This is a genomic window from Streptosporangium jomthongense (assembly GCF_042650425.1).
Lineage (GTDB): Bacteria > Actinomycetota > Actinomycetes > Streptosporangiales > Streptosporangiaceae > Streptosporangium.
Genome location: NZ_JBHSBC010000020.1, coordinates 1 through 19,590, shown reverse-complemented (window position 1 = coordinate 19,590; position 19,590 = coordinate 1). Strand labels below are relative to the sequence as shown.

Annotated in this window: 20 protein-coding genes; 11 read left to right on the top strand and 9 right to left on the bottom strand. The window is 70.3% G+C overall.

All coding sequences use genetic code 11. The features are described 5' to 3' along the window. The first annotated feature begins 212 nt into the window (after window positions 1-212). Both ACFOYY_RS20045 and ACFOYY_RS20040 read left to right on the top strand, forming a co-directional pair. Window positions 213-914: a hypothetical protein gene (locus ACFOYY_RS20045; RefSeq protein WP_386190683.1), complete on the top strand. Its 702-nt coding sequence runs from the start codon at window positions 213-215 to the stop codon at window positions 912-914. A gap of 14 nt (window positions 915-928) precedes the next feature. Then, window positions 929-1,738 carry a hypothetical protein gene (locus tag ACFOYY_RS20040; protein WP_386190681.1) on the top strand — a complete coding sequence of 270 codons (810 nt, stop codon included), beginning with the start codon at window positions 929-931 and terminating at the stop codon, window positions 1,736-1,738. An 8-nt stretch (window positions 1,739-1,746) separates the two neighbouring features. On the opposite strand, the gene ACFOYY_RS20035 is transcribed toward ACFOYY_RS20040, so the two are convergent. Further along, complete coding sequence (locus ACFOYY_RS20035; protein ID WP_352013707.1) at window positions 1,747-2,532, bottom strand: SURF1 family cytochrome oxidase biogenesis protein; 786 nt, start codon at window positions 2,530-2,532, stop codon at window positions 1,747-1,749. Window positions 2,533-2,684: 152 nt separating this feature from the next. Here ACFOYY_RS20035 and ACFOYY_RS20030 point away from each other — a divergent pair, with 152 nt between their 5' ends. Then, on the top strand, window positions 2,685-3,356 hold the full coding sequence (locus ACFOYY_RS20030) for a VC0807 family protein (RefSeq protein ID WP_352013708.1): 672 nt from the start codon (window positions 2,685-2,687) through the stop codon (window positions 3,354-3,356). On the opposite strand, the gene ACFOYY_RS20025 is transcribed toward ACFOYY_RS20030, so the two are convergent. After that, window positions 3,292-3,804 (bottom strand): winged helix-turn-helix transcriptional regulator, encoded by a 513-nt coding sequence (locus ACFOYY_RS20025; RefSeq protein WP_352013709.1) that lies wholly within the window; start codon window positions 3,802-3,804, stop codon window positions 3,292-3,294. The two genes, ACFOYY_RS20030 and ACFOYY_RS20025, sit on opposite strands and share 65 nt — an antisense overlap. A 65-nt stretch (window positions 3,805-3,869) precedes the next feature. On the opposite strand from ACFOYY_RS20025, the gene ACFOYY_RS20020 reads away from it, so the two are divergent. Both ACFOYY_RS20020 and ACFOYY_RS20015 read left to right on the top strand, forming a co-directional pair. After that, window positions 3,870-4,469 carry a GNAT family N-acetyltransferase gene (locus tag ACFOYY_RS20020; protein WP_386190676.1) on the top strand — a complete coding sequence of 200 codons (600 nt, stop codon included), beginning with the start codon at window positions 3,870-3,872 and terminating at the stop codon, window positions 4,467-4,469. Continuing rightward, complete coding sequence (locus ACFOYY_RS20015; protein ID WP_352013711.1) at window positions 4,466-5,068, top strand: TetR/AcrR family transcriptional regulator; 603 nt, start codon at window positions 4,466-4,468, stop codon at window positions 5,066-5,068. Before ACFOYY_RS20020 ends, ACFOYY_RS20015 begins: the two co-directional genes overlap by 4 nt. A 156-nt stretch (window positions 5,069-5,224) precedes the next feature. Here the strand turns inward: ACFOYY_RS20015 and ACFOYY_RS20010 are convergent, their stop codons facing one another. Then, a complete protein-coding gene (locus ACFOYY_RS20010; protein WP_352013712.1) occupies window positions 5,225-5,545 on the bottom strand; it encodes a hypothetical protein in 321 nt (106 codons plus the stop codon). Window positions 5,546-5,680: 135 nt separating this feature from the next. Here ACFOYY_RS20010 and ACFOYY_RS20005 point away from each other — a divergent pair, with 135 nt between their 5' ends. Further along, window positions 5,681-7,123, top strand: a complete 1,443-nt coding sequence (locus ACFOYY_RS20005) for a DUF7059 domain-containing protein (protein WP_386190672.1) — start codon at window positions 5,681-5,683, stop codon at window positions 7,121-7,123. A gap of 332 nt (window positions 7,124-7,455) precedes the next feature. On the opposite strand, the gene ACFOYY_RS20000 is transcribed toward ACFOYY_RS20005, so the two are convergent. Further along, window positions 7,456-10,458: an AfsR/SARP family transcriptional regulator gene (locus tag ACFOYY_RS20000; RefSeq protein ID WP_386190669.1), complete on the bottom strand. Its 3,003-nt coding sequence runs from the start codon at window positions 10,456-10,458 to the stop codon at window positions 7,456-7,458. A gap of 328 nt (window positions 10,459-10,786) precedes the next feature. Between ACFOYY_RS20000 and ACFOYY_RS19995 the strand changes: the two genes are divergently transcribed. Beyond that, a complete protein-coding gene (locus ACFOYY_RS19995; protein WP_352013715.1) occupies window positions 10,787-11,266 on the top strand; it encodes a hypothetical protein in 480 nt (159 codons plus the stop codon). 124 nt (window positions 11,267-11,390) lie between these two features. Here ACFOYY_RS19995 and ACFOYY_RS19990 read toward each other — a convergent pair whose 3' ends face one another. Continuing rightward, window positions 11,391-12,035, bottom strand: a complete 645-nt coding sequence (locus ACFOYY_RS19990; protein WP_362782096.1) for a GNAT family N-acetyltransferase — start codon at window positions 12,033-12,035, stop codon at window positions 11,391-11,393. 175 nt (window positions 12,036-12,210) lie between these two features. Continuing rightward, window positions 12,211-13,491 (bottom strand): pyridoxal phosphate-dependent aminotransferase, encoded by a 1,281-nt coding sequence (locus ACFOYY_RS19985; protein ID WP_386190664.1) that lies wholly within the window; start codon window positions 13,489-13,491, stop codon window positions 12,211-12,213. 99 nt (window positions 13,492-13,590) lie between these two features. On the opposite strand from ACFOYY_RS19985, the gene ACFOYY_RS19980 reads away from it, so the two are divergent. Together ACFOYY_RS19980 and ACFOYY_RS19975 are read left to right on the top strand one after the other, a co-directional pair. Next, on the top strand, window positions 13,591-14,526 hold the full coding sequence (locus ACFOYY_RS19980) for a LysR family transcriptional regulator (protein WP_386190661.1): 936 nt from the start codon (window positions 13,591-13,593) through the stop codon (window positions 14,524-14,526). 11 nt (window positions 14,527-14,537) lie between these two features. Further along, on the top strand, window positions 14,538-15,209 hold the full coding sequence (locus ACFOYY_RS19975; RefSeq protein ID WP_386190658.1) for a ribonuclease HII: 672 nt from the start codon (window positions 14,538-14,540) through the stop codon (window positions 15,207-15,209). Window positions 15,210-15,289: 80 nt separating this feature from the next. Here ACFOYY_RS19975 and ACFOYY_RS19970 read toward each other — a convergent pair whose 3' ends face one another. After that, a complete protein-coding gene (locus ACFOYY_RS19970) occupies window positions 15,290-15,949 on the bottom strand; it encodes a helix-turn-helix domain-containing protein (RefSeq protein ID WP_352013720.1) in 660 nt (219 codons plus the stop codon). Window positions 15,950-16,337: 388 nt separating this feature from the next. On the opposite strand from ACFOYY_RS19970, the gene ACFOYY_RS19965 reads away from it, so the two are divergent. After that, window positions 16,338-17,405 (top strand): serine hydrolase domain-containing protein, encoded by a 1,068-nt coding sequence (locus tag ACFOYY_RS19965; RefSeq protein WP_386190964.1) that lies wholly within the window; start codon window positions 16,338-16,340, stop codon window positions 17,403-17,405. A gap of 358 nt (window positions 17,406-17,763) precedes the next feature. Here the strand turns inward: ACFOYY_RS19965 and ACFOYY_RS19960 are convergent, their stop codons facing one another. After that, complete coding sequence (locus tag ACFOYY_RS19960; protein ID WP_386190655.1) at window positions 17,764-17,898, bottom strand: hypothetical protein; 135 nt, start codon at window positions 17,896-17,898, stop codon at window positions 17,764-17,766. Window positions 17,899-17,908: 10 nt separating this feature from the next. On the opposite strand from ACFOYY_RS19960, the gene ACFOYY_RS19955 reads away from it, so the two are divergent. Next, window positions 17,909-19,057, top strand: coding sequence for an LLM class flavin-dependent oxidoreductase (locus tag ACFOYY_RS19955; protein WP_386190652.1), 1,149 nt, complete (start codon window positions 17,909-17,911; stop codon window positions 19,055-19,057). Between the two features lie 15 nt (window positions 19,058-19,072). On the opposite strand, the gene ACFOYY_RS19950 is transcribed toward ACFOYY_RS19955, so the two are convergent. After that, a complete protein-coding gene (locus ACFOYY_RS19950; RefSeq protein ID WP_352013722.1) occupies window positions 19,073-19,459 on the bottom strand; it encodes an SCO5389 family protein in 387 nt (128 codons plus the stop codon). Between the last annotated feature and the right edge of the window lie 131 nt (window positions 19,460-19,590).

The window sequence follows — 19,590 nt, the reverse complement described above, 5'->3', positions numbered from 1 at the left end:
TGAACAACCTGCGAGATATCCGCTTGGTATCTGTGTCTCATCCCATCTACCCCTGTGTGTCCGGTAACCGGCGGAAGGCCCACAGGAGGGTGTCCGGAGGGGTGCGTCCTGGTTTCTCGCGTTCGTGTGTGTCGCGATGGGAATGCGGTCGTGTGCCCTTGTAGGGAGCCCCTAATCTATCCGGCGGCGGACATCTCGCGATGGGGGCGGACATGCAGATCCCGAAGGGCATCCCGTACGGCGCGCGGATCGCCCTGTTGTTCGTCCTGGCGCTGTCCACGATCGTGGTCCACCTGAACCAGGACCCTCGGTTGCGCGAGGCCGAGGAACTCATCTCCGACCTGCGGGCCGGTACGGTGACCAAGGTCGTCTACGACCGGGACTGGCCCGCATACGGCACGCTGACCTGGTCGAACGGTCCTCTTTCGTGGAACGAGGCCTACTTCGACCCGCCGGACGACGTGTGGGACCCGGTGACCACGAGGCTGGTGCCGAGCGAGCTCCGGCGGGTCCAGACGGCCTTCCTGGCCCGGGTCGGGGAGGCGGCGGGCCCGTCGGTCGAGATCGGGCAGGCCCGGGGACCCCAGCGGTTCGGGCTGGCCGGGATGTTCATGGGCTCGCCCGCCTACGCCCGCTGGTGGGAGCCGTTCGCCCCGGTCGCGGTCGCCGCCGAGGTGATCGCCTGGCTGCTGATGCTCACCCGGCGGGACAACCGCTACGCCGGTCGCTGGGCGTGGACGTGGATGTTCCTGGTCGGGGGGTCGTGGCTCTACGTGCTGCTTGAGCCGTACCCGCTGTGGCGTGGGTCGTCCGAGGTGCCGTCCGAGCGGGTCAGGCTCAACGGGACGCAGGGGTTCGCCCTCGCCGTGGCCGTCTTCTTCGGCATAGGGATGATCAGCGCCTGGACGTCATGAGGTAGTAAAGAAGCATGACCTCTGAAGTGGGGGACTTATCGCCCCGATGGCGTGAGGCGCGCTGGGGGTGGTGGCTCGCCGGGACGGTCGTCAGGGTCGTGTTGCTGTTGGTCCTGTTGTTCGGCGCCCTGCTCGTGGTGGCGGCCGCGGCGCCGACGGGGAGGACGCTTTCCGACTTCCGTGCGGCCCTGAAGGCGGACAGGGTCACGGTCGTCGTCTACCGGGCGTCCCGGCAGGGGACGGTATCCACGGACCAGCCGCCCGCAGCGGTGCAGCCGCCCTCGGTGGAGCAGCCACCCCCGGAGGCGGAGGCCCCTGACTCGTCGGACTCGCCGGAGGTGGTGTACGCGCTGAGGTGGGCCGAGGGGCCCCTGGTCTGGCACCGGATCGACCAGGGACCGGTGTCGGACGGCAAGGGCGCCTACACCTTCGACCGGTTCGGCGCCGACATCGGCGACTCCGAGGTCAGGCTGGTCCAGGAGAGCGTTCGACAACCCTCCTGGTGGTACGCCACCTGGCCCTTCGAGATCCCCCCGACGCTGGGGATGTGGTGGGTCGGGGCCGCCTGGGTGGCGACCCTCATGATCATGCTCGGCTCGACCCCCAGGCTGGGCAACAGGTGGGCGTGGTTCTGGCTGTTCGGCGTCGGCCAGATCGGCGCGTTCGCCTTCCTCCTGCTCGAACCCCGGCCGCTGTGGCACCGGTACGGGCGGCCCCCACCCGAGCGGGGACGGATGCGGGGCGGTACCGGCTGCCTGGTGTCGATCGTGACGTCCGTGGTCGCCGCGGCCGTCGGCGGCCTTCTGAACCTGCTGTTCCCCTGACGACCGTTCTAGGCGTCGACCGTCTCCTTCTCGCCCTTGGCCGCCTCGGCTCGCAGGTCCGCGGCCTCCCGGCGGATCAACAGGATCCAGCCGCCGATCGCGATGCCGATGAACAGCCACCACTGCACGCCGTACGCCAGGTTGAGGCCGCCGCCTCCGCCGACGTCCGGCGCGGGCACCGGGGCGGGCGCGGCCTGGGCCTGCGGCTGCTGGCCGGTCAGCTCGACGTACCCGTCGAGCAGCTTGTACGGCAGGCCTCGCCCGACCGACTCGGTGTTGATCAGCAGGACCTGGCCGGGGGGAAGGCCGGGCCGGTTCCTGATGCCGGTCGTCTCCTCGGTCTCGCTGGGCTGCAGCCGCCCGGTGACGGTCACCTCGCCGGTGCTCGGCGGCGGGACCTCGGGAGGCGCGTCCGCCGTCGCGCCCGCCTTGACCCAGCCCCGGTTGACCAGGACGCCGACGCCGTCGGCCGTCCGCAGCGGGGTGAGCACGTAGAAGCCGACCCTGGTGTCCTGGACGCGTCTGCGGACCAGCAACTGGGCGCCCGCGTCGAACGTGCCGGTGACCGTCACGGGACGGTACCTGTCGTGTGCCCGCATCGGGGCGCCGGGAGGCACGAGGCCTTCGAGGGGGACGGGGGCCGCGGACATGTTGGCGGTGGTCTGGTGGCTGCTGCTCGACCGTTCCTCGTAACGTCCGAACTGCCATCGGCCAAGGAACACGAAGGCGGGGATGACCAGCAGAACCACCACGTGGAGCGCCAGCCATCGGGGAGTCAGAAGGAACCGGTACACGCTCCCAAGGGTAGGCACCGTACGCACCGCTCTCTCCTTCGGCCGGTGCCGGATGTCCGGGAAAGGCTGTCGGACACTCCGGACATCGCGTACGGTCGGATGGATCCGCCCCCCTCGGACCGTTCCATCTCCCCCTCCGGAGCCCGCGCACGATGACCTTGGTCCTGTCGCCCCCCGCGGCTCCGGTCGCACTGCCCCGCCTCGGGGCGCTGCTGCGGCACGCCGCCCCGAGGGTGCTGGAGGGCATGATCCTGCCGGTCGCCGTCTTCTACGCGGGCCTGATGTTCTTCGGTCTGTACGGCGCGCTCGCGGTCGCGGTGGCGTGGGTCTACGGCGGCATCGTCTGGCGGCTGGTCAGGCGTGAGCCGGTGCCGGGGACCGTGCTGCTGGCGGCGGGGACGATCACGGTCAGGGCGGTGCTGGCCGCGGCCACCGGCAGCCCGGTGCTGTTCTTCCTGCAGCCCTGTCTGGGGGTGCTCTGCGCGAGCCTGGGCTTCCTGCTCACCGCCCCGACACGCAGGCCGCTCGTCCAGCGGGTGGCGACCGACCTGGTCCCGCTGCCCGAGCACCTGCTCGAACATCCCCGGATGCGCCGCTTCTTCGTGTGGCAGTCGCTGCTGTGGGGCGGCGCGCAGCTCCTCAACGCCTCACTCAGCGTGTGGCTGCTGCTCACCCAGACGCTGGAGACCTATCTCGTGGTGCGGACCTCGCTGGTGGCCGTGCTGCTCGGCGGGGCGGGGCTGGTCTCCGTGCTCGGCCTCAGGCGTTGCCTGCGGGCACTGGACCACGGGTACGGCACGCTCCAGGACCGGGCGACGCCGTGATGTCCCTCGGGCCGGAGATCTCGTGCCCGTCCGCGCAGCGGAAGTGCTGTTCGATCGCGGCACCGCAGTCACGGTGGGTGAGCAGCATCGGGGGCCCCTCGGGGTCGGCGAGATAGCGGTCGCCCCACTGCATCAGGGCGACCAGAGCCGGGTAGAGGTCACGGCCCATCTGGGTCAGCCGATATTCGTCGCGTCTGCGCTGACCGGGCTCGCGGTAGGGGACCTTGCGCAGCAGCCCCTCCTCGACCAGGCGCGTCAGCCGGGCGCTGAGGATCTGTTTCGGGGCCCCGGTGAAGGCCTGCATCTCGGCGAACCTGCGCACCCCGAGAAAGGCCTCCCTGAGCACCAGGAGCGTCCACTTCTCGCCCACGATCGTCAGCGCCCGCTCGATGGAGCAGTTGTCGGGGCGCGGGAGCGCGTCGCTCATGACCGCATCGTAGGTCGTCACGGCGTCACCTCCAACGCAGCTAAGTCTACTTGACATACTCAGCTGCCGGGCGGAAGTCTAGGTTCATGTTGCGAACTCAGGGGGTGCTCGCAGGAACCGTCGTCGAGATCAGGTCCGCCGGGCCGGGCGACGGGGAGCGGATTCGCCACTTCCTCGCGGAACTGTCGCCAAGGACGCGGCACCTGCGCTTCCTCACCGCCGTGGACGAGGACATGGCGGGCAGGCTCCTGGCGGAGACCGGCCGGGGGGACGTGCTGCTCGCCGTCGCGGGGGAGAAGGTCGTCGGGCATGCCGTGGGAGCCAGGGCCGGCGCCGAGGTGGAGATCGCGGTGGTCGTCGCCGACGCCTGGCAGGGAAGGGGCATCGGCTCCCGCCTGGTCCGCAGGCTGCTGCGCCGCGCCTCGGTCAACGGAGCCAGGACCGTGAACATGGACGTCCTCGGCGACAACCACCGGGTTCTGGCGATGATCCGGGGCCTGTGGCCGGGGGCCGTCACCCGGACCTCCCAGGGGAGTGTGGAGGTGAACGCGCCGGTCGAACCGGCCCTCGGAGGGGGCGTCGCGCCGGGTGGTGGCGGCGAACGGAGCGTTATCATCGGCGGGGAGTCCGGTGGCCGGACACCATTTGCGGAACAAGGTTCTGTTGGCGCACCATTGACACCGTGAAAAGTGCCAAGAACGGACGCGACGGCCGCACCAGGATCATCGAGGGCGCACTGCGCCGGTTCAGCCAGGACGGCGTCTCGGCCACCACGCTCGCCAGCCTCCGCGAGGAGAGCGGCGTCAGCGTCGGCAGTTTCTACCACCACTTCGCGAGCAAGGAACACGTCTTCGGGGTGCTCTACGCCGACACCCTCAGGATGTACCAGGAGGTCTTCCTCACCGAGCTGCGGCGTCACGAGGGGGCCAAGGAGGGCATCGAGGCCATCGTCGCCCTGCACATGAGGTGGTACGACGACAACAGGGAGCGGGCGCACCTGCTGCTCAGCGAGCGCCCGCCGAAGCGCGACGAGCCGGGCGGCACCGAGGTCTCCGAGCTGCGCAGGGCCTTCTTCCGCAAGGTCGCCGACTGGTGGCGGCCCCACATGAAGAACGGCCTGCTCCAGCCCGTCCCCCCCACCATGTGCTACGTGCTCTGGCTCGGCCCCGCGACCGAGATGTGCCGCCTGTGGTTCGCGGGCGCTCACCAGCCGACGCCCGAGGAGATCGCGGGCCTGTGCGAGGCCGCCTGGCACAGCCTGCGCCAGCGTCCCGCCCCCGCCTGACCGTACGGCTTCGCCCACCTGGCCCCCGTCGCCGCACCCGTCACCCGCCGCCCACGGCCCCGCGCCGCCCGGCGCCGTCGTCCGTGAGAGCCCCGGTTTTCGGGCGTCTGAGAGCTCCGGCCCGGAGTCCGGGGGTTCGTCCGGGCCGGAGCGGTCTCAGCGTGCTCCCGCGAGCTGCCGTAGCCGGGTTGGCACCCGCCAGACCTTCTCGTCCAGCGAGATGTCCAGCCGCAGGTCCTGGCGTCGTCGCCGCAGACCGGGCACGCGGACCCGGTCGCTGACGTCGAACCCGCCGTGTCCGCCGTTCGCGGAGTATCCGAAGCCCAGCTCGCCCGGCAGGACCCGTAACTCGTCCCGGTTGCCGCACCTCGGGCAGGTCCACGCGACCATGTCCCGGCCACGGTTGTAGTCGTGGCAGGCGCGGAAGTACTCGTCGGGCCGGAAACGGGACTCACAGGCGAAACAGGGGATCAACATCTCGGAAACCTCAGGACGGGTGGAGCGACTCCTCATTGGTACCGTCTCCCACTTGTGCCGTGCTTGCAGAACGCTTACGGCGGTCTGCAACGATCGGGTCACCCCCGGCTGGGAGGGCTGCGGGAGGATGGTCGGGTGAGAGATCTTCCCGCCCGTCTCAGAGAGCTGCTGCTCGAAACCGGCTACACCGTCGACGGCGTCCGCGACCGCCTCGGCACGGTCGCCGCGACCGCGCTCTCCCGTGAGGAGACGACACCCGCGCTGCGCGTCACCCGCGACGGCGACCCGCTCGGCACGCTGATCCGGCTGTGGTGGCTCGGAGTGCCGGTCGAGGCGCCGGAATGGCTCCCGGTCGAGGCGCTCGCCGAGGGCGGGCTGGTGACCGTACAGGACGGTCTGGTCAGCGCGGCGGTGCACCTGCAGCCGTGGGAGACGGGTGGCTACGTCGTCTCCGACCGCAAGGTCAGGCCGGGCGATCCCGCGTTGCGCGAGGACCACGTCGTCGGTGCGGGAGGGGCGTCGGCGAACCTGGCCCAGCTCGTCTCGCGCCGCCCGGCCGGGCGCGTCCTCGACCTCGGCACCGGGTGCGGTGTGCAGGTGCTGCACCTGGCCGGCCGGGCGGAGGAGGTCGTGGCGACCGACGTCAATCCCCGCGCGCTCAGGATGGCCCGGCTGAGCTGGGCGCTGTCCGGGATCGAGGGCGTCGAGGCCAGGCAGGGGTCGCTGTTCGAGCCCGTCGAGGGGGAGCGGTTCGACCTGGTCGTCTCGAACCCGCCGTTCGTGATCTCCCCTCGGGGCCGGTTCACCTACCGGGAGTCGGGCTTCGAGGCCGACGGTTTCTGCCGCGACCTCGTACGGCTCGCCCCCCGCTTCCTCTCCCCGGGCGGCACCTGCCAGTTGCTGGCCAACTGGCTGCACGTCGACGGAGAGGACTGGCGTGACCGGGTCGGCGGATGGCTCGCGGGGACCGGCTGCGACGGCTGGGTGGTGCAGCGGGACGTGCAGGACCCGGCCGAGTACGCGGAACTGTGGCTGAGGGACGCCGCCGAGCAGGGCACCCCCCGTTACCGGGAGCTCTACGACGACTGGCTCGACTGGTTCGAGACCATGAAGGTCACCGGGATCGGCTTCGGCTGGATCACGCTGCACGACTCCGGCAGCCTCGACCCGGTGGTCAGGGTCGAGGAACTGGGGCAGCGGGTCGAGTTGCCGGTCGGCGGCTACGTGGACGAGGTGCTGGCCTCGGTCGGCCTGGCCCACCGTCTCACCGACGAGGAACTGCTCGGTGCCCGGCTCGCACTGGCCGAGGGCGTGGCCGAGGAGCGTACGGGGCCGCCCGGCGCCGAGGACCCGTCGCGGATCGTGCTCAGGCAGACGCGGGGGCTGCGCCGCGCCACCCAGGTGGGAACGGTCGAGGCGGCCCTGGCGGGGGTCTGTGACGGTGATTATCCACTGGCCCCGCTGCTGGCGGCCATCGCGGAACTCACCGGCCAGGACGCCGATGACCTGCTGGTTCGTGCTCCCGAAGCGCTCCGCCCGTTGATCGCCGAGGGATTTTTCCACATATCGACCCCCTGATTATCCACAGGCTGTGCATATCCCTGGATGTCCCCACCGATCGGTTGTTGATCCGATGTTGACCGCCGGAAGGGATGCTCTGGACGTGGGCACGGCGTGGACCCGGGGGGTAAGGGACCACGCCGAGTCCGGCCGGTCGTCACAGTGAGGCGGCCGGTCGTCGAAGACGCACCGGATGACCGGGCCCCCTAACGCGTCTTCGACGGCCAGACGGCCGGCCGGGCGCCCCGCATCCGATCTCAGGTTCCAGAGCGACGGGAATTCCAGTGATCAACCACTTTTGGATGACACGGCTCGACGACGATCTGTACGACCTGTATGACGTGTCGTGGTCAGTTACCGACGGGGTCACGGTCGAGCAGAGCGCGGATGTCCGCGGCCTCGGGGGCGCCGAGCCTGTCGAAGATGTCGTGCGCCCGCTGAAGGCAGTCACGGCTGCGCCGGATGTCACCCTGCCCCGCGAGCGCTCTGCCTAGCACCCACAGCGACAGCGCCTCGCCGTACGGGTGGCCGATCTCGACGCTGACCGCCAGTGCCTGCTCCGCGTGCCGGGTCGCGTCCCCGAAGCGGTTGGCCGTGATGAACGTCTCGGCGAGCCGTGAGCAGACGCGCTGCTCCCACACCCGCTGTCCGCTGGTGCGGAAGAAGGCCAGGCACTCGGCGTGGTGGTGCACCGCCTCGTTGAGCCGTCCCACCCGGGACAGCACCATCCCCAGGTGGTAGCGCGCCCGCGCGGTGCCCGGACTTGAGCCGATCTCGGTGAAGATGGTCAGCCCCTGCTCCGCGGCGGCGATCGCCTCCTCGGCCTGGCCGAGGAAGAGGTGGTCCCTGGCCGAGTAGCTGAGCGTCAGGGCCTCACCTCCCGGCGCGCCCATCTCCCTGAAGACCTCGCGGGCCGCGTCGAACAGGGCGAGCGCCTCCTGGTGACGGCGCTGACGGCCCGCGACGACGGCCAGCGCGTTGAGCACCTCGCCGCTGACGATGCGGTCGCCCTCGACCGCAAGGCCGAGCGAGGCCTCGAACTCCTTGCGGGCCTCGACCAGCCGATTCGCGCCGAACAGCACCCTGCCCAGCACGTAGCGGCAGCGCAGCTCGCTGGAGGGCGCGCCGAACCGCTGGGCGGCGGCCAGGGTCTCCCTGGCCCGCCGCTCGAACTCACGGGCGTGGCTGCCGGACTCAAGCAACGGCTCCATGGCCAGCAGCAGGTCGGCCGCCGGCAGCAACGCCTGGGCCGTCGTCTGGGCCGTCGTCTGGGCCGCCGCCTGAGCGGTCGTCTGGGCGATGGCCGCGAACAGCGACTCCGCCTCGATCGACAGCCACGCCACGGCCTCGTCGGCGGAGGCGAACGTGTGGCCGGGGCCGGTCACCGAGAGCTGTTCGGCGAGCGTGCTGCCGTCGTAGGCCAGCCGGTGCGCCGACTGCGCCGACGCCAGATAGAAGTCGAGCAGCCGCCGCAGCGCGGGCCCGCCCGCCTCGGCGTCCGCACCGCGCTCCGCCGTACGGCGGGCGAAGAGCCGCAGCAGGTCGTGGAAGCGGTAACGCCCCGGCGCGGGCGCCTCAAGCAGGCTCGCGTCCACCAGGGACTCAAGGATGTCCTCGGTCTCCGTCGGGTTCAGCGCGAGGACGGCGGAGGCGGCCCCGACGGAGATGTCGGGACCGCCGGGCAACGACAGCAGCCGGAAGGCCCGTGCCTGGGGTGGGGCGAGCTGGCCGTACCCGAGGGCGAAGGTCGCCTCGACGGCGAGGTTGCCCACCCGCAACTCGTCGAGGCGGCGGCGCTCGTCGGCCAGCCTGGGCACCAGCGAGGCGACCGTCCACGACGGCCTGGCCGCCAGCCGCGCCGCGACGATCCGTACGGCCAGCGGCAGGAAACCACAGGCGGCGACCACCTCCATGGCGGCCGTGCGCTCCGCGGCCACCCGGTCGGCGCCCGCGACCGTGGCGAACAGCGACAACGCCTCGTCGGACTCCATCACGTCCAGATCGACCAGCCTGGCGGCGGGCAGGTCGGCGAGCTTGGGGCGACTGGTCACGATCGCCGCGCAGCCCGTCGTGCCGGGCAACAGGGGACCGACCTGGGCGGCGTCACGGGCGTTGTCGAGCAGCACGAGCATCCGCCGCTCGGCCAGCAGCGAGCGGTACAGCGCCGCCCGCTCGGCCAGACCGTCGGGAATGACGTCGGGGGGCAGGCCGAGCCCGCGCAGGAACGCCGCGAGCACCGACTCGGCCGCGGCCGGCTCGTCGCCGTAACCGCGCAGGTCGGCGTAGAGCTGACCGTCGGGGAACAGGTCCTGCATGGTGTGCGCCAGGTGCACCGCCAGGGCCGTCTTGCCGACGCCGCCGATGCCGGAGATGGCGGCGACCGGCACACCGTCGGAACCCGCCTGCGACAGCAGGGTGCGCAGCCTGGCGACGACGTGACGGCGGCCGGTGAAGTCACTGACGGCCGCGGGCAGCTGCGCGGGACGGGGCAGCTCGGGGACCTCGACCTCGGTCGGCTCGGGCGGGGCCGTACGCTCCTCGGGCACGGAGACGGCGGCACGCGCGGGCACGAGAGCCGGGTCGCCGGAGAGGATGCGCCGGTGCAGGGTGGTCAGCTCGGGCCCCGGCTCGATGCCGAGCTCGTCGATCAGCGCGGTCCGGGTCTCGGCGAAGACGGCCAGGGCGTCGGCCTGCCTGCCGCACCGGTAGTAGGCCAGCATCAGCTGGGCGCGCAGCCGTTCCCGCAGCGGGTGGTCGGCGGTCAGCGCGACCAGCTCGGAGACCACGTCGGCGTGCCTGCCGAGCTCAAGGTCCAGGTCCATGAGCGTCTCCACGACGCTCATCCTGCGTTCGACGAGCCTGCCGCGCTGGTGTTCGGCGTAGGGGCCGACGGCCCCGGCCAGCGGTTCCCCGGTGCACAGCTCCAGACTGGCGCGCAGACTCTCCGCCGCCCCCCTGCCGTCTCCCGTACGGCGGGCGGTCTCGGCCTCGTGGACACCCCGCTCGAACTGCGTCAGGTCGAGGGTGACGTCGTTCAGCCGCAGAGCGTATCCACGGCCGACCGAGGTGAGAAGCTCCGGGCGGGTCCGGGGGGATCTGCCCGGTTCCAGGACGGCCCGCAGCCGCGAGACGTAGGTGCGCAGCGCGCCGAGAGCCCTGGGCGGCGCGTCCTCGCCCCAGACCGCGTCGATCATCTCCGTGGGAGTGACCGCCCTGCCCTCACGCAGCAGCAACATCGTCAGGATGGAGCGTTGCAGCGGCGTGCCGAGGTCGAGTTCGACGCCGTCACGCCAGGCCTGGACGGGGCCGAGCAAGGCGAAGCGCAACCCCTCTTCGCTGCTGTGAGCAGCCATTTCCTGGATCTCCGCCCTCAAGAAAAAGCCTTACCACCGAAATGATAGGTCCTGCAATGCTGTCACCACAGGAAACCGCCCACTCGTTAACCCTGGTGTTGATTCATCGTCAATCGGGCGTTGAACCGCTTCCCGGATGCTGTGACATGCCGGGCATGGCCCCATACGGGGGCGGTCATGCCCGGTGTTTCACCAGGTTGCAGGCGTTGATTCAATCGTCTGCAGGCGTCGATAAAGGCGCTGTAAGCGCGGTGCAGGGACCTCGTCCTATCAATGGGTCATGACTTCCACCAAGGAACGGGAAGTCCGGCCCTCTGGGAGAGGAACCATGAACCGCACCATCCGCAGCCTGCTCGGCGTCGCCGCGGCGACCGCCGTCCTCGCGGTCGGCGTCCCGGCGCTGACCTCCTCGGCCTCGGCCGCGACGACCGGCACCGCGACCGCCGGTGCCCTCGACGTCGACTTCTGGGGCTCCTACTACTCCAAGTACCGCAACGGCTCCCGGGCCAAGGCCAACGGCCAGGTGTGGGACGACGGCTCCGAGGTCCACGTCCAGGGGCGCCTCTACGACAAGAACAGTCCGTGGCGGCTGTGCGGCTACGTCCAGGTCAAGTTCGAGAACGCCGACGGCGACGAGTCCTACGACTGGGCCAGGCAGTGCGTCTCGTCCGGCTACCGGTCCTTCCACTTCTCCGAGGAGGACGTCGACAACGTCCAGGTCCGGGTCTGCTACTGGGAACGGCCCGGGGCCCAGCGCGTTTCCTGCGGCCGGTGGAACTACATCTACGAGGCCGATGACGACGAGTGACGCCTGACGGACGATGAGGTCATCGGGGCGGCCTTGGAAAAGGCCGGGAAGACGAACATCGGGCCCGCCCGGAACTCCGGGCGGGCCTTTTGTTCCATGGTTCATCGGAAGTGATGGGGCTCCGTCACGCCGCCTCGAACAGGCCGAGTCGCGTGTGGAGCCGTTCTCGTACGGCAGGCCACTCGCCGCTCAGGATCGAGTAGTACGCGGTATCTCGGACCGTGTCGTCGGCGCCTCGGGTTTCCGCCCGCCGCACACCGTCGAGGTGTGCGCCGAGGGCCTCGATGGCGGCCCGGGATCGTGCGTTGCGTACGTCGGCTTTGAGCGTGATGCGGTGGACCTGCCAGGTCTCGAAGGCGAGCGAGAGCATCAGGTACTTGCTCTCCCGGTTGACACCCGTGCCCTGGGCCGAGGCGGCCAGCCAGGTGTAACCGATGTCCGCCACGGACGGGACCTCGCCCACCGCTCCACGCGCACCCGGCGGCCAGGGCATGGGGCCCTGCCAGTACTCCAGGTGCATGAGGCGGGTGGCACCGACTATGCGGTCGGTGTGTAGCCACCGGACGGCGAAGGGCAACGTGCGGCCCTCCGCCTGCTCAGCCAGAGCGGCCTCCACGTAGGAGACCATCTCTTCCCGGCCTTGGGGAACGCGAGTGAAGGCGTAAGTAGAACGGTCCTCACTCGCCGCGGTGACGAGGTCGTCGACCACCGCGAGGCTGAGCGGTTCCAGGCGCACGGAGCGCCCGGACAGGGTGACAAAAGCGGGCATGAGCACATGATGGGGGCTGACAGGCATGCCTGGTGCCAAATGACACAAGACATCTTGGTTAAGCCCCTGGTGCCCCCTGCTCGGAGGGGTGAAATCGCAGGTCAGAGCATGCGGATGCTATCCCGGATGTGCCTGCTCACGGGGTAAAGTTTCCTTAAAGTGATCTCCTGAAAGATCAGCCCGTCACGGGGCTGGGAACGGCGCCGGAAACACGGCGTCCACCGGGTGCCGGCCGGGCCCCCGCCAGGCCGGTCAGGGCCTCGCTCAGGTGGTCGAGCGCGGCCGAGATCCAGGGCAGTTCCAGCGGGTCGGCGGCGTGCAACGCGGCCAGTCGCCGCTCGGTCGTCTCGCCGTACAGCAGGCTCGTCGCCACCCGCACCCGCAGGGCCCTGACGTCGTCGCCGAAGACGTGTCCGGCGAGCACCCCGACCCCGTGCCGGTCGAGCAGCGCCGCGGCCAGTTCGGCGGAGGTTGTGAAGTCATGTCCGGCGAAGTCGGGATAGAGGTAGAAACCGCCGAGCGGCGCCTCGGTCCGCACTCCCGCCCGGACGAGCCTGTCGTGCACCGCCCGCGCGACCGTGCCGTGCAGCCGCCTGCTCAGGTCGATCCGCTCGACGATCTCGGCGGGCTCGGTGTAGGCGTAGGCCGCGGCCCGCTGGACGGGCGCCGCCGGACTCGACCAGATCTCACTGGCCACCGCGAGCAGCCGGTCACGCAGCTCGGCGGAGGGAAGCCTGGCCACGCCGATCCGCCAGCCGCCCAGGGCCAGGCTCTTGCTGAGCCCACTGGTGATCACCGTGCGCTCGGGGGCGACGTCGGCGGGACTGACGAAGCCGGTCGCCGGATCGTGCAGGAGATCGCGGTAGATCTCGTCGGAGATGACGATCAGACCGAGATCACGGGCGATCCTCGCCAGCCGGGTGACCGTGGCCGGGGAGGCCAGCGTGCCGGTCGGGTTGTCCGGCAGCGTGAGCAGGATGGAACGGACGTCACGCCCCCGCGCCCGCGCGTGCAGTACGGCGGAGGCGACCCGGTCGGGATCGGGCACCCCGCCCTCGCCAGGAGGGGCGGGAACCGGCAGTGGACGGGCCCCGACCAGGTCGGCCTGGGCGGCGTAGCTCACCCAGCTCGGCATCGGCAGCACGACGTCACCGCCGATCGCCAGCAGCAGGCCGTACAGCAGGGGCTTGCTCCCGGGGCCGCAGACCACCAGGTCGGGGTCCGTCGGCAGGCCACGCCTGTCCCAGTAGCCCGCCGCTGCCTCGCGCAGCGGCGTGATCCCCGCGACCGGGCCGTACCCGTTGTGCTCGGAGGCGGCGGCCAGCCGTTCGCGTAGCGCCGGATGAACGGGCAGACCCGCCTCACCGAAGGCCAGGTGGAGCACCCGCTCACCGGCGCGCCGTCTTCGTTCGATGTCCTCGTTCGCCGCCAGCGTGGCGGAAAGCGTCACGTTCATCAGTGTCCCTTTCCGATCAATGCGGAACGTTCCCAAGCGTGATGGGATGCAGGCATCGGAACAAGCACTGGTTGGTGTGGGTGGGCGTAAGGAAGTCCGATGCTTGATTTTCGTCGGCTTGTGGTGATCTGTGAGTTCGCCAGGAGAGGGAGCATCGCCGCGACGGCGGCCTCCCTCGGCTACAGCCCGTCCGCGGTCTCCCAGCAGCTCGCGACCCTCGAACGGGAGGCCGGAGCCGTGCTGCTCGACCGTTCCGCGCGCAGCGCCGAGCTCACCGACGCCGGACGCCGCCTGGTCGAGCACGCCCAGCGCATCCTGGCGATGGTCGAGAACGCGGAGTCGGACCTGTCCGCCCACCAGGGAACCCCGTCGGGGCGCGTCACCGTGACCGCCTTCCCCACCGCCGCCGTCGCCTTCGCGCCCGCCCTCGCCAGGACGCTGCGCAGGCACACCGCGCTGACCCTGCGGATGGGTCAGGGACGCTCAGGACGGGGGATGCGCGAGGTCAGGTCGGGCGAGGTGGACATCGCGCTGGTCGACGACTGGTACGGCAGGGTGCGCGAGACGGACACGCTGCGGGTCTTCCCGCTGCTGCACGACCCACTGGTGCTCGTGGTGCCGCGCAGGCACCGGCTCGCCTCCCTCGACGAGCCCGTCGACCTGCGCGAACTACGTGACGAGCCGTGGATGGCCACCCCGGACGGCGAACCCTCCCGGCTGGCCGTCGACCGCATGCTGGCCGACTTCGGCGGGGCCCAGCCGGTGCCGTGGGAGTTCGAGGGGCTGGGGACGATCCTCGGCCTGGTCGCCAAGGGCATCGGCATCGCGGCCGTCCCGGCCCTGGCCCTGGCCGCCGGGGTCAGGGGGATCGTCGTGCGGGAGTTCCCCGGCGATCCGGTCAGCCGCGTCGTCCATGCCGTCGCCCGCGCGTCGAGCGTCAACCGGCCCGCCGTCTCCGTCACCCTGCGGGCCGTACACGTGGCCGCCCGGATGCTGGTCGACGACCTGGCCGCCGTCCGGCTGGCCGAACGGTAACGTCTTCAGCCATGCCTCCCACATACGCGCTCGAACGGCTGCTGTCCGGCAACGGGTCGAAGACCGTCGCCGGGATCGACGAGGTCGGCCGGGGCGCCTGGGCCGGACCCGTCGCGGTCTGCGCGGTGGTCACCGACCTGTCCGAGCCGCCCGCCGGACTGACCGACTCCAAGATGCTCACCCCGGCCCGCCGTACCGCCATGTTCGACGAGATCGTCACCTGGGCCGTCGGCGTCGGTTACGGCGAGGCCACCCACGCCGAGATCGACGAACTCGGCATGACCGAGGCACTGCGCAGGGCGGCGGGCCGGGCCCTGGCCGAACTGCCCGTCCGGCCCGACGTGGTCATCCTCGACGGCAAACACGACTATCTCGGGGCACCCTGGCCGGTCCGGTGCGAGATCAAGGGAGACCTGTCCTGCGTCTCGGTCGCCGCGGCCTCGGTGGTGGCCAAGGTCCGCCGCGACGCCTACATGGCCTCTCTGGCCGGTGTCGAGGAGTACGGCTTCGCCGACAACGCGGGCTACCCCTCGCCGATCCACCAACAGGCCCTGGAACGCCTCGGCCCCACCGAACACCACCGCCTGTCCTGGTCCTACCTGGACGACCTCCCTCGCTGGCGCCACCTCAAGAGGCACCGGAACCCGCTGGCGGGGGAAGGTCAGCTCGGGCTTTTCGGATAGGCCGTGCCCATCTCCGTCTCCGTGCCCTGACGACCGGGACCTGGTCCGCGCGCTCATCAGGTGATCCGAGCGAGGGTCGGTCACGTCAGAAGGTCGCGCCGGCGGTCGGCGGCCTCGATCACGTCGAGGCTGACCTGTTCCAGGAACGCCGCCGCTTTGGTCAGTCGTTCCCGCACGGGACTGTCGAGCTCGTAGGCCTGAGCCGCCACCTTGGCGGCCCGCACCGTCTGGAGCGTCTGGCGGCTACCGGTCACGACCGAGTTGTACCAGGCGTCGGCGTCGACCACGTAGACGTCGCGTCGTCGCCGGGGGTCGCGCTCGCGCCGGAGGAATCCCAGTTGGATCAGGAAATTGACGGCGACGGAGACGGTGGCCGGGCTGATCTTCAGCCTGTTGGCCAGTTCAGCCGCGGTGCGTCTGCCGTCCTGGGACAGCAGAAGGTCGATGTGTACGCGGGCGCTCGTCCTGGGCAGTCCGGTTTTGACCGACAGCTCGACGAGTTCGTCCTCCATCGCGCCGCTCAGTGATCCGGCCGGGCGTGGGGGCGCCGGTGTGCCGCGCCGGGCCCGCCGGGTCGTCGCCTGGTGGGCCTGCTGGGGCCGATAGCCGCCGGGGCCGCCGTTGCGGCCGATCTCGCGGGTGATCGTCGAGGTCGGCCGGTTGAGCCTCCTGGCGATCTCACCATAGGAGAGCCCGTCGGCGAGGCCAGCTGCGATGCGCTCGCGGTCCTGCTGGGTCAATCGTCCTCCTGGCATGGCGCCAGTATTGCCTTCGGCGGCATTCATTGCAACGCCCCCTTGCATTCGGGTGCAGTGTCATTGCGTCAATTTATCGCCGTTTACCTGGGATTATGCGCCGCATCAGGTTGACCGAATTTCGAATGCAACATAGCTTTTGATCCGCACGAAACACGTACTATCGTGAATTTGAGGAATGGTCATGAACAAAACCCCTCGCCCGGCCGAAAACGCGACCCGAACACCGTGCATCCGCCGACGTGCGGCGGCCGCAACACTGACGGCCACAGCACTGGCGGCCGCCCTCCTGACCGGGACCGTCGCACCCGCGGCAGCCGCCGCACGCAGCCAGGCCGCACACGGCGCCGGCACCGGGCAAGACCGCCCGCGGCTGCAAAAGGCCCTCCAGGACCTTGCCGACCTAGGCCTGGCCGGAGTACAGCTGCGCGTACACGACGAACAAGGCGATTGGGCCGACAGCGCCGGCGTACGCAAGCTCGGCCAGACCGCCAGACCTCCCACAAACGGACGCTTTTGGGCAGGCAGCGTCAACAAGACCCTCACCGCGACCCTGGTGCTGCAACTGGTGGCCGAGAGCAAGATCGAACTCGATGATCCGGTGGCCGACCACCTGCCCGAACTAGGACTCGACCAGCGGATCACCGTACGGATGATGCTGCGCCACACCACCGGACTGTTCAACTACACCGGCGACTTCGACGCCAACGGGCAATGGGAGCCAGGCATCCCCGGCCACGGCGAGGAGTGGCTGGCCAACCGCTTCCGCAGCTACCGGCCCGAGGAACTGCTCCGCCTGGCACTGTCCAAGAAGCCCCGATTCGAACCGGGAACAGACCAAAGGTATGCCAACACCAACTACACGCTGGCCCTGCTGCTGATCGAGAAGGTCACCGGCCACTCCTACGCCGAGGAGATGCGGCGCCGCATCTTAAGGCCCCTCGGTATGCGAAACACCGTGATACCGGGCGACCGCACACAGCTCCCCGGACCGTACGCCCACGGCTACTTCCGCTACCAGGAAGGCGGTCAGTGGAAGGTGGTCGACGTCTCCCGCCAGAACCCCTCCCTGCTGGCCGGCGCCGGAGCCCTCATCTCGACCACCCAAGATCTCCAGACGTTCATCTCCGCGCTGATGGGCGGCAAGCTCCTGCCGGCCCCGCTGCTGGCCGAGATGCGCAAGCCGTACGGCGATCTCGGCTACGGCCTCGGACTGTGGGTACAGGACCTGGGCCCCGGCTGTGGCGGCATCGTCTACCAGCACAACGGCAGCCCTCCGGCGGGCTACGGCGCGCTGATGTACAGCTCACCTGACGGCAGGAAGACCCTGACCGCCTCACTCACCACCGGGGACGCCGCGGTCGATCCGGCGGCGCTGTACCCGAGGGTGGTGGAAAGGCTCCTCAAGGAGGTGTTCTGCGGCGGGAAGACCGCACGCTGACGGGCCGCCCGGCTGGTGGGGTCGAACCGCCGATGTTTCCGCGGGGGCGCGCCATCGGGCCCTGCTCGGCTGAGGCGGGTCGTCCGGTCCACGTCCAGGGCGGGTGAGTTCCATGTGACAGAAGAGGGCCACTTCGTAATCCTTCGACTCGCTCATATCAACATGAAGGGGGCGAAGTGGCCGTCAATGGCATTGTTCCCACCGGTCGCGCGGCATTGTGGCACTCGCTGGTTTCGTGGAGGTCGCGCGCCAGGGCCTGCCGGGAAAACGCCGGCACCGCGCGGGGATGAGTCGATCTTCGGCGGCCTGCCTTCACGGGAGCCGAGGTTCTTGCGGTTGCCGTCCTCTCCGGAGTAGCTCAGGTGATCCGGCGTCTGCGCAGGTAGGCGCGGTTCGCGCGGAAACCGTAAGCCTTGTCGCCCCAGACCTTGTCGGGCCGGGTACGCGGAGGGAAGGGGGATATGCCCTTTTCTGTCGGGGGGCGGTGGCGCATGGTGGGCAGCATGCGGGTTGGGATCTTCCTCATCGCGGCCGGATTCCCCGGCAGGGAGCCGGGACAGGTGTTGCGGGACACGGTCGAGGCGGTGGTCGCCGCCGAGGAGGCAGGCTTCGACGACGCGTGGATCGCCGAGCACCACTTCATGTCGTACGGCGTGTGCCCCTCGGCGGTGACCTTGGCGGGGGTCGCGCTCGGCCGTACGGACCGGATCGGGGTGGGGACGGCGGTGAGCGTACTGTCGACGCGGCACCCCGTTGAGCTGGCCGAACAGGCGGCGATCCTGGACCAGGTCTCCGGCGGGCGGTTCACGCTCGGGGTCGGGCGGGGCGGTCCCTGGATGGAGCTTGAGGTGTTCGGGACGGGGCTGCCCAGGTTCGAGCGGGGGTTTCCCGAGTCGCTCGACCTGCTGTGCGCGGCCCTCGGGCAGGACACGGTCCGTGCGGACGGGGAGTTCTTCCGGTTCCGGGAGGTACCGATGGTCCCGGCCGCCAGACTCAGGCCGGTCGTGGCGTGCACCTCGCCGGGGACGGTCGCACTGGCCGCCGGGCGGGGGCTGCCGATGCTGTTGGGGATGCACCTCGACGACGAGGGGAAGGCCGGGCTGCTGCGGGAGTACGGCGAGGCCTACGGCGCTGGGGGCGGCGCCCGGGGTGGCGGCTGTGACGACGGGAATCCAGGGCATCGTGGTGTCCGTGGAGGCGGGGACCTGGGGCGTGGTGAGGCCCATGGCGATGGGGATCAAGGGTGTGGTGAGGCCTGGGACGGTGAGGGCCCTGGACATGTGGCGGCGGTGGTCGGGCATGTGGCGGACTCGACGCGGGAGGCCGTCGCGGAGTTGAGGGCGGCGATGCCGGGCTGGCTCGGGCCGGGGCTCGCGGGGTACGTGCCCGTTGACGGGCGCCCCACGCCGCGCCGTGACATCGCGGACTACGTGGACTTTCTCTGCCGGACGCACCCGGTCGGCTCGGCCGACCTCTGCGTCGAGCGGATCGAACGGACCGTCAACAAGACGGGGCTCGGCCACCTGATCCTCATGGTCGAGGGGGCGGGCTCACGGGAGCGAACCCTCGAAACGATCAGACGGCTGGGGGCTGAGGTGCTGCCCCGCGTCAGGAATGGGAAAGCGCCCTCGTCAGGCCGGGGTGCGGCTTGACGAGGGCGGGAGGGGTCAGCAGTCGACGAGTTCGGGGCTCTGGTTGAGGATCTGGGACCTGGCGGTGATGAACTCGGCGTGGGCCTTGACGGCCGCCGGGTCGAAGACCGCGACCCGGTGGCAGTTCTGGAAGGCCAGTTTCACCCCGAAGTGACGCTCAAGCGCGCCGCGCATGGAGTCGCTGGCGAGGCAGCGCAGGAGCTGGCCGCGGGCGGCCTCGTCCGGCGGCGGGACGGTGTTGTCGGTGAACTCGGCGCCGGTGCGCTCACGCTCCCCCACCAGGTCACTGATGAGCGTCCATGCATATGGCAGGGAGTCACGGACACAGGCGACGAACGTCGCGTCGTCCACCTCTCCTGCCTTCGCCTGGTCGAGAAGCTCGTTCGGAACGGTCAGCGACATGCTGCCTTCTCCTCTCAGAAGGGAACTTACAGACACTAGGCCGGGCCCGATCGACCTCCAGCTAGCGCTGGAGGGACACTCGTGTGGGCCCGAAGACGAATTCGGGGTCGATCTGCGCCGCGAGATCCTCC